At 37.2% G+C, this 9,301-nt stretch carries 6 protein-coding genes; 3 read left to right on the top strand and 3 right to left on the bottom strand.

All coding sequences use genetic code 11. From position 1 onward, the window contains the following. Positions 1-1,196 precede the first annotated feature (1,196 nt). The 3 genes from J3U64_RS07975 to J3U64_RS07965 form a co-directional block, all read right to left on the bottom strand. On the bottom strand, positions 1,197-1,853 hold the full coding sequence (locus J3U64_RS07975) for an HAD family hydrolase (protein WP_323811398.1): 657 nt from the start codon (positions 1,851-1,853) through the stop codon (positions 1,197-1,199). A gap of 15 nt (positions 1,854-1,868) precedes the next feature. Next, entirely contained in the window at positions 1,869-2,861 is a 993-nt protein-coding gene (locus J3U64_RS07970; RefSeq protein WP_267408850.1) for an AfsA-related hotdog domain-containing protein, read from the bottom strand. Positions 2,862-3,282: 421 nt separating this feature from the next. Continuing rightward, complete coding sequence (locus J3U64_RS07965) at positions 3,283-3,636, bottom strand: hypothetical protein (protein WP_100141483.1); 354 nt, start codon at positions 3,634-3,636, stop codon at positions 3,283-3,285. 760 nt (positions 3,637-4,396) lie between these two features. On the opposite strand from J3U64_RS07965, the gene clpB reads away from it, so the two are divergent. The 3 genes from clpB to J3U64_RS07950 all read left to right on the top strand — a co-directional run bounded on the left by clpB (position 4,397) and on the right by J3U64_RS07950 (position 9,266). Further along, positions 4,397-6,970, top strand: a complete 2,574-nt coding sequence (clpB, locus tag J3U64_RS07960) for an ATP-dependent chaperone ClpB (protein ID WP_267408849.1) — start codon at positions 4,397-4,399, stop codon at positions 6,968-6,970. A gap of 577 nt (positions 6,971-7,547) precedes the next feature. Then, positions 7,548-8,708, top strand: a complete 1,161-nt coding sequence (locus J3U64_RS07955) for a serine hydrolase domain-containing protein (protein ID WP_267408848.1) — start codon at positions 7,548-7,550, stop codon at positions 8,706-8,708. A gap of 93 nt (positions 8,709-8,801) precedes the next feature. Further along, on the top strand, positions 8,802-9,266 hold the full coding sequence (locus J3U64_RS07950; RefSeq protein ID WP_267408847.1) for a CYTH domain-containing protein: 465 nt from the start codon (positions 8,802-8,804) through the stop codon (positions 9,264-9,266). The last annotated feature ends 35 nt before the right edge of the window (positions 9,267-9,301 follow it).

Here is a 9,301-nt window from a genome sequence, read left to right as displayed (position 1 = left end):
TTCGGGCTGCATTTGCTGCTGAAACTGCTGCTGACGCTGCTGTTCGCGAATGATTTGCTGTTGCTGCTGACGGTCTAGCTGGGAAGCTACTTCTGTTACCGGAGAGGCGTAAACACTTATAAGACCACTAGCCAAGAAATTGATAAGCAATACGATTTTTTGTAGATACATTTTGCTCTTTAAATATGAAAGTAAATTATGACTGCCTGTGATCCATGTAGCTCTCAAGATAGGCAATATTGCCTTTAATAATGAGGCTGGTATTTTCGTCTTTAAATGGATAGTTAAGAGTAGAGAATATGATTTTATGGAGATTTTTATTCATTTAATCTGGCTGGTTTATAAAAAATATTGCGTTGTGGAATGCTGCCCCTATGCTAAAAATGAAGCAATTAGTCTGAAGATTTCAAATACTGTTTTATTTCCATTTATTTCCACATAATTTATAAAGAAAATTACTTGAGGTTAGACTTCTGTTTATTGCAACTACAATAATGGACAAATCTATAAAAATATTAGTAACAGGAAGACAATTGTTTCAGAAAGTTTCCAAAAATTATAATCGTCATGATTGCTTTTTAATATTAATTTTTATTAAGAACAATGGAATTTAGTCTATTTAATTACTACTAATATGCATATATAATATTAACAAATTAAATAAATATTATAATAACATTATGATATATATAATAAATATTTTTATTCAAATTTTATTCAATATTATTTTCAGATAAAGACTTTAGCATTAATGAACTGTTAATTTTTAGCAACAATATTAGCATTATCTCTTGATTGCCTATCTAAAATATGAGCCATATGCCATAAAAGATAATGAGATTAATTGATTAAATAGGGGTAAATAACCTGATTCTACTCATGATGTAGTAACTTTGAAAAATCGCATCGTGAAGGTTACTGAAATTTCGAAATCTGAAAAATTTCAAATATGCTATTTGTATGGAGTTGGTTTTATGAATGAAGGGAGAAATAAGCAATACATGTAAGAGACATACTTATAGTCTGCGTATTCAGACTTAGCGAGCCTTTCTTACATCTTTTCTACTCTAATTAAAATCAGTTTTTTTAAAAAGTCTATATGAATTATTTGGAAAAAATATTGGGTGACAAATCACTATATTGAATTGCAATTGCCCAGATGTAGATCTTAAACTTAATAGGAGGAAAAAAGATTTTTATTCTAAACATTTGTTTGCAGTTAAATAACTGATTTCCTTTAATACTTGGTCATTATCAATAAAATGAATAGTTTGCCATCCTCTTTTTTGAGCGGCTACACAATTTTCTTCTGTGTCATCAATTAGGATACAGTGTTGCGCAGTTGTGTCGGCTTGTTGCTCAGCTATTTGAAAGATGGTCTGGTCTGGCTTTCGGCAGCCAACCTTACAAGAATCCACTATTATATCCAGCACGTCATCAAGGTTTATCATAGGCCGCCAGTAAGCTTCCCATTCTCTGACATTATTGGTTAATAAACCTATGGTGAATCCGGCTTTCTTTAGTTGCCGAACTTTATCTATCATAGGTGTATTTGGTTGAATATTTTCAAACCATTGACGCCCGAAATGTTCCAGATCGGCTTTTGAAGTGTCAATATTTGGTTGGAGCTGGGTCAATCTGTTTTTTACCCGTCTGCCCCACTCTTGCTCACTGATTAAACCAATTTCTAGAGGCTCGAGTCCTGTATAGCCAAATTCAGCAGCAGTGTCTTTTACAGCTTGCAACATGATATTTGCTGGTAATTGGGTTTTCTGCTGGTATTGATAGATAATTACTTTAATTGGTGGCGTAAGTACGCCCCCGAAATCAAACCAGAATATAGGCTTATTCATGATAATGACTCTGCTTTAATGGGATAAAATTTTAAAGGTGACGTCAACACTCGCCATTGTTTTGTCTTTCTGTTTTATCACAATAGGGAACGTAATGGTCTGATTTTCTTGTGAGGTGTCCAGTACCATTTTTGCTTTATCTATCACGCAATCTACATCTGACCCTAATTCACAAAAGGCTTTGAAATTCAGGCAGCAAGAGATTAACTCAAGCAGATTTGCCGGTAGTTGAAAACATTTTCTGATAGCGATAAGAGCTGTTTGTTTGCAAAGTTCTACTAAGACCATGCCTGAAATATGGTCTACTTCATGGTCACAAAGTGCCGAATAGCCGGGATCGAAACCTAAAGTTGTTTGAATAGTTGCGTGATTTTCAATCAGGTTAGTTGCTACGACATTTTTACTCAGGTTTTTACCAACCATAAATGCTGGAAGAGGAAAGTAATTTTCAGAATAATAATCGTTGCCAAGCGAAACGGATTGAATGGCTGTTTTTTTTCTTAATTTGGTCCATAGTGCTTGGTTTAGCCAGTGCATGGTGGTCTGTGAATGAGCACACGGTAAATTGTTAATATAAAGTTGTTCACTTAATGTTAGACCGGTTAAAGTATCGCGTTTGGTTTTAAATGTCAGTATTTTAATGTCTATAAACACATCAGCTGGATGGTTAATCATTTTTAACAATTGATGATTTTTAATTTGTAATTGTGTGTTATCAATGATGAAAATATTGGAAAATGGTATCTGATAGAATTGATGTGTGATGCTAATGGCTGCCTGCCGAAATATTTCCTGTAGCAATATCGCATCATAATATCCCGTAAGATTATCATTGAAATACATATGCGTACGCGGAAGCTGTGCCGTGACTAGAAACTGATCTTGTTTGGTAGATTTTATTGAAGTGATAAACACTTCACTGATGGCACGTTTATGTACCAAATTTTTGTTAATACATTGAGCAGAATATGCCTTTGTACCCGCACTATTTTCAAGCCATAAATCCATTTTTCAGCCCCTATTTAAAATTTTATATTAATCTTTAAGTGATTATTATTATGTTTTGTATAGGTGGCAAATATAATCCGTGAATTATTTTAATGTGTTGTAAATTTTCAAAAAAATTTTAATTGAGTATTTATATTCAGGCTCGTTTTGAATTTTTATTTTCGGATACTTTGTAGTTATCAATTCTTCTCAATGCCGTTTGGTGGCCACACATAATATTAAGAAGTTTATATTAACTAGCTTTCTGATTGTGTCTGAATCGTTGTATTTTTATATATTTTGGCTTGCATTGTTATTTTGAGTATTACAGTAAAATATAAAAAGGAAGTTTTTTCTTTAATAAAGAAAAAACTTCCTTTCATGGCTAATAACTTTATGATTAATATCTATTGCTAGATGATGTAGGTTCGTGTAACGCTTTTTAATTGTTGCCAAAGTGATGATGCTGTATCCGTTGATAGTTGTACCAGTTTTTCTGATTAGCCATTAAATTAGTTTGGTTATGTTGCAGCTGATTATAATTTTGAGAATCATCTTTAATGTCCATACCGTCTTCATGAGTTTCTGCAACGGTAACACTGCCTGACTGGACTTGTTGCTGAAACTCCATTTTGCGTGCTTTCTTATCGAGCATGGAAATGTGAATTTCAGTATCGTATATGCTCTTCAGCTCCAGCAGCTTTTGATATGTGGCAATTAATTCTTTGTTTTCAGGCGTGCGCATGATTTGCCCTTCAAGAAATTCACGGCACTTATTAAATTCTTCGGTTCTCATGGCTGTCTTATTTTGATATTCATAATAATAATTAATTTTACACCATTTAATCTTTTACGCGTTGGAAAAATGAGTATATGACAAATTTATGCTCAAGTTGTATTGAAGCTACAAGTCAAATCTCCAGTGGCATTGAATTAATTGGATGAATCTATTGATATTTATGTTTCAAAATAAGAAATTGATTTGTTGTTGCTGAATGGTTTGTATATTGGATGGTTTTTCTGCTTAAATTTTAAGCACCTTAAAATTGGATTGATTCATCTTGTTTTTTTTAAGTTATCCACAGATATACTCACAAATTTTGTGAAATTTTAGTCAGGCATCTGCCCTAACAGCATAAAATGTATTTAGCATATAAATATTCTTTACAATATGATTTATATAAATTTTTATATTTTTATGATGTAGCACAAACTTTGCTTAATTTTTAAATATTGCGCGTTACTAAGGAAAGAGGCATGTCTGATTATGCTTTGAAGTTTGATACAGTTTTGGTTCCGAAGTTGGGGCGATGATGTTCATAAAATCAATTGTTTCTTATCATTATGGAAACAATCTATCAATACAATATAGTGATAATTCAATGCTGTTTAGGTGTGAGGAATTGAGCAATCTAGGCTGTTAATAACATCACTATTTATTAAATTTATAAATCAGCAAGTTATAAATTAGACTCTATTTTAGCCATTTTAGGTCTTGACATTAATTTTCTCATACCAATATATCTATTAATTAAAATTTTAATGAAGGAAATCTGATGCGATTCGATAAGCTTACAGCAAAGTTTCAGCAGGCATTGCAGGATGCTCAGAGCATTGCTTTGGGTCAGGATGCCGGATATCTTGAGGCTGTTTTTGTATTGAAAGCCTTGCTTGATGATGTGGATAGTGGCAGCGCTGCAATATTGACACAGGCTGGGGCCAATCTGGCACAAGTGAAACAGCAAGTTGAAACCACTATTAATGGTTTACCTAAGGTATCTGGTCAGGGCGGTGAAATTCTGCCGAGTACCGAGTTACAGCACATTTTGAACTTGATGGATAAGGCAGCTACCAAGCGCAATGATGCGTATATCGCCAGTGAATTATTTCTGCTAGCTGCGGTACAGGAAAATGGGCAATGTGGCCGTATTTTGAAACAAGCAGGCGCTACTGAAGATAAATTAAATATGGCTATTGATGCCGTACGTGGGGGGGCAAGTGTGGATAATCCTAATGCAGAAGACCAACGTGAAGCACTGAAAAAATATACAACAGATTTAACAGAAAAAGCCCGTGCCGGCAAACTGGACCCTGTAATCGGACGAGACGATGAAATCCGGCGCACTATTTTGGTGCTGGAACGGCGTACCAAAAATAATCCGGTACTGATTGGTGAACCGGGTGTAGGTAAAACTGCTATTGTTGAGGGCTTGGCTCAGCGGATAGTTAATAATGAAGTACCAGACTCTTTACGCAATAAACGGCTGCTGATGCTGGATTTGGCGAGTTTGATTGCCGGTGCTAAATTCCGAGGTGAATTTGAAGAACGGCTCAAGGCTGTATTGAACGATTTAGCTAAAGATGAAGGCAATACAATAATTTTTATAGATGAAATTCATACTCTGGTTGGTGCTGGTAAAGCTGATGGAGCCATGGATGCAGGTAATATGCTCAAGCCAGCGTTGGCGCGTGGAGAATTGCATTGTATTGGCGCAACTACTTTGGATGAATACCGCCAGTACATTGAAAAAGACCCAGCCTTGGAACGGCGTTTTCAGAAGGTGCTTGTGAAAGAGCCTACGGTTGAAGATACCATTGCAATTTTGCGTGGCTTGCAGGAACGGTATGAAATTTATCATGGTGTAGAAATTACCGATCCGGCTATTGTGGCCGCAGCTGAATTGTCTAACCGGTATATTACTGACCGCTTTCTACCCGATAAGGCAATTGACCTAATTGATGAAGCTGCTTCACTGATTAAGGTGGAAAGCCAGTCTATGCCGGAAAGCATGGATAAGCTGAAACGGAGAGAAATTCAGCTAGAAATTGAGCGCGCATCTTTGGTGAAGGAAGATGACGAAGCCAGTAAAAAACGTCTGGCTTTACTGGATGAAGAACTGGATAACGTTAAGCGTGAATTTGCCAATCTGGATGAAATCTGGAAAGCCGAGCGTGCTAAAGCCCAAGGCAGTGTAACCATTAAAGAACAGATTGATCATCTTAAAGTTCGTATGGATGCACTAAAACGTGAAGGCAAATGGGAGGATGTGGCCAAGCTGCAATATGAGGAATTGCCACGACTTGAAGCTCAGTTACAGGCAGCAGACAGTGGTCAGCATGATACACAGCCAAACAAACTGTTACGCACTAAAGTTGGCTCAGAAGAAATCGCAGAAATTGTATCGCGTATGACAGGTATCCCTGTATCGAAAATGATGGCTGGTGAACGTGAAAAACTGCTGAAAATCGAAGAAGTATTGCATGAACGTGTGGTAGGTCAGGATGAAGCTGTTAGAGCTGTAGCTGATGCAATTCGCCGCTCACGTTCTGGTCTGGCTGATCCTAATAAACCTTACGGCAGCTTTTTATTCCTTGGACCTACCGGTGTAGGTAAAACAGAGCTATGCAAAACACTGGCTAGTTTCCTGTTTGACAGTGAAACTCATCTTATTCGTGTAGACATGTCGGAATATATGGAGAAACACTCTGTAGCACGCCTGATTGGTGCGCCTCCCGGCTATGTTGGTTATGAAGAAGGCGGTTTCCTGACCGAGCAGGTACGACGTAATCCTTATAGTGTTGTGTTACTGGATGAAGTGGAAAAAGCCCACCCAGATGTTTTTAACATTTTGTTACAGGTACTGGATGATGGGCGTTTGACAGATGGACAGGGACGTACTGTCGATTTCAAAAACACGGTAATTGTGATGACATCTAATATTGGTAGTCAGGAAATCCAGAAGATGGCGAGTGATGATTACGAAGCCATTAAAGCGGTTGTAATGGAAGAAGTGAAACAATACTTCCGCCCTGAGCTGATAAACCGTATTGATGAAGTGGTGGTTTTCCATAGTTTGAATCAGTCTAATATCCGTGCAATTGCGAATATTCAGCTCGCAGGGCTGCGCAACCGTTTGGAAAAAATGGATTTGCACTTGCAAGTTGACGATGCTGCTCTGGATGTACTGGCTAAAGTGGGTTTCGACCCTGTATACGGTGCCCGTCCTTTGAAACGCGCTATCCAGACGGAAATTGAAAATCCGCTGGCTAAGGAATTATTAGCCGGTGATTACGCACCTGACAGTACGATTATGCTAACTGCTCAGGATGGTGTTCTGACTTTTGCCTGATTGTTGTAAAAGAAACCTGCTCAAAAGCAGGTTTCTTTTTAATAATGCATAACAATTGTATAAGCATAATTTTTGTATGATCAGAATTTGATTGATGGGTCACGAAATAGTCAGTTTCTAACTACATCTTTATTATTAACTAATTTCTCAACAATCTTATAAATGAATTCTCATTTATGTATTCTAATATTTAAACTATATTCGTTTAAATAATTAAAATTATTAATTTTCAGAATTTTATTTATTAATATCATTCAAAAACTTTGATTTTAATCTCTACCAGGTCTATATCTATTAAAATATAATTTATTAACATATTTACAACTCTATTTTAAAAGTAAGATAATGTTATTATCGCTTTTAAATATATTAGCGATGCATTACTTTTTATAGTTGTGATATTTTTTGGGAGATTTATATGCACTCTTCTTTAAAAACAATAAAAATAGCGCTATTAACATTATGTCTTTCAGCCGCCTTTAACACTCAGGCAAGCACAATTCAGAATAATTGTAAAACGCTACATCTGAATAACTGCCCTACACCTGTTGACAAAAAACTGCCAAATGTTAAAAACATGCTGACATGGAATCAGCAGCAGCGTGCAATTGGTTTTCGTAATGATTACCGCTCGTATGCTGGTGATGTATTTCATGCAGCAGGCGGTAAACCTTTACCACGTGCAACACAAAATCTTAATCAGGTAAGTTATCAGCTTCATGGCCAGTCTTATCTGTTGAAAGACTATTTAAAACGCAACAATGTAACCGGTATGATGGTTATAAAAGATGGTAAAGTGGTTTGGGATTATTATGCCAACGGTAATAACCCAACAACTTTATGGACGTCCCGTTCTGTAGGTAAATCGATTGTATCCACCCTAGTGGGTGTGGCTCTTAAAGAAGGTAAAATCAAATCTCTAGATGATAAGGTAGTCAAATATAATCCTGATGTACGTGGTACTGCATGGGAAAACGTTACAATTCGTCAATTGTTGCAACATACTTCTGGTGTTAACTGGAACGAAGACTACACCAATCCTCAATCTGATTTTGCGCAGCTAACCCAATGTGAAGCACATCCCAACACTTATACCTGTGTCAACAATCTAGTCAAAAACCCACAACGTAAGGCTTACGCCAAACCAGGTACAGCTTGGTCTTATTCTTCAGGTGGCGCATGGTTGCTAGGTGATACTCTTGAAAAAGCCACTGGTGAAAATATTGCCAAATATCTTCAGGATAAAATCTGGCAGCCTTTTGGCATGAGTCGTGATGGTGTATGGCATAGTTATGCGGTGGGCAAACATGATGTTGGTGCTCATGGTTTTAATGCCACACTTGAGGATTGGGGTAAATTTGGCCTGTTTGTGATGAATAACGGCAAATTACCAAATGGTCAGCAGATTCTGCCGGCAAACTGGGTAAAAGATGCGCGTAGCTGGAATCAGGCAAAAAATTCAGTAAGCAAGCTACATCCAGAGGGTACTTATGGTTATGAATGGTGGAATAATAGTGTACCGGCTAATGCTGCTGATGTAGCACCCAAAACTGGGCTAAACAGTAAAGATACCATGTGGGCTCTGGGTATTTACGGGCAGATTATAATGGTTAATCAGGCGCAGAAACTGGTTATTGTACAATGGTCTACATGGCCGAAAGCTGAGCCTTCTATGCTGGAGCAGCCATTGGAAGCATCACTGATGTTTAATGCCATTGCCAACAAACTGGCTTCTTAACTGCTATTATTAAGCTTAAGACCACTGCACCAGCAAGCTAAAACACGGTTGCTGGTGCTTTTTCTTGTATATATTAGATGAAAGAAATTGATTGTGGCAAAAGAGATTGAACGTAAATTTCTGGTAACAGGCAATAACTGGCGGGGTCTGGTACCTGCAAAACATTATTGTCAGGGCTACCTTTCCACCATCAAGGAGCGCACAGTGCGTGTGCGTTGCTGTGAAAATGAAGCATGGCTAACCATTAAAAGTACAACTCAAGGCATTACGCGTACAGAATTTGAATATCCTATACCGCCGGACGAAGCACGATATATGATTCAGCATCTGGCCGAACAACCTATTATTGAAAAATATCGTTATTGCATACCATTGAATGGTCTTGTGTGGGAAATTGATGAATTTCTGGGCGCTAATCAAGGACTGATTGTGGCTGAAGTGGAACTAAACCATGCACAGGATGAAATTATTTTGCCAGAGTGGATTGGCGAGGAGGTATCAGATGATCCACGCTATTACAACAGTAATCTGGTCAGCAAGCCATTTAGCCAATGGTAAAGTAAACTTTTATTGAAGCCAAACTGGCTTAACTG

The sequence above is a fragment of the Snodgrassella sp. B3800 genome (genome assembly GCF_026535865.1).
GTDB lineage: Bacteria > Pseudomonadota > Gammaproteobacteria > Burkholderiales > Neisseriaceae > Snodgrassella > Snodgrassella alvi_E.
The sequence above is the reverse complement of the archived record's forward strand: the minus strand, read 5'-3'. Positions and strand labels throughout refer to the sequence as shown.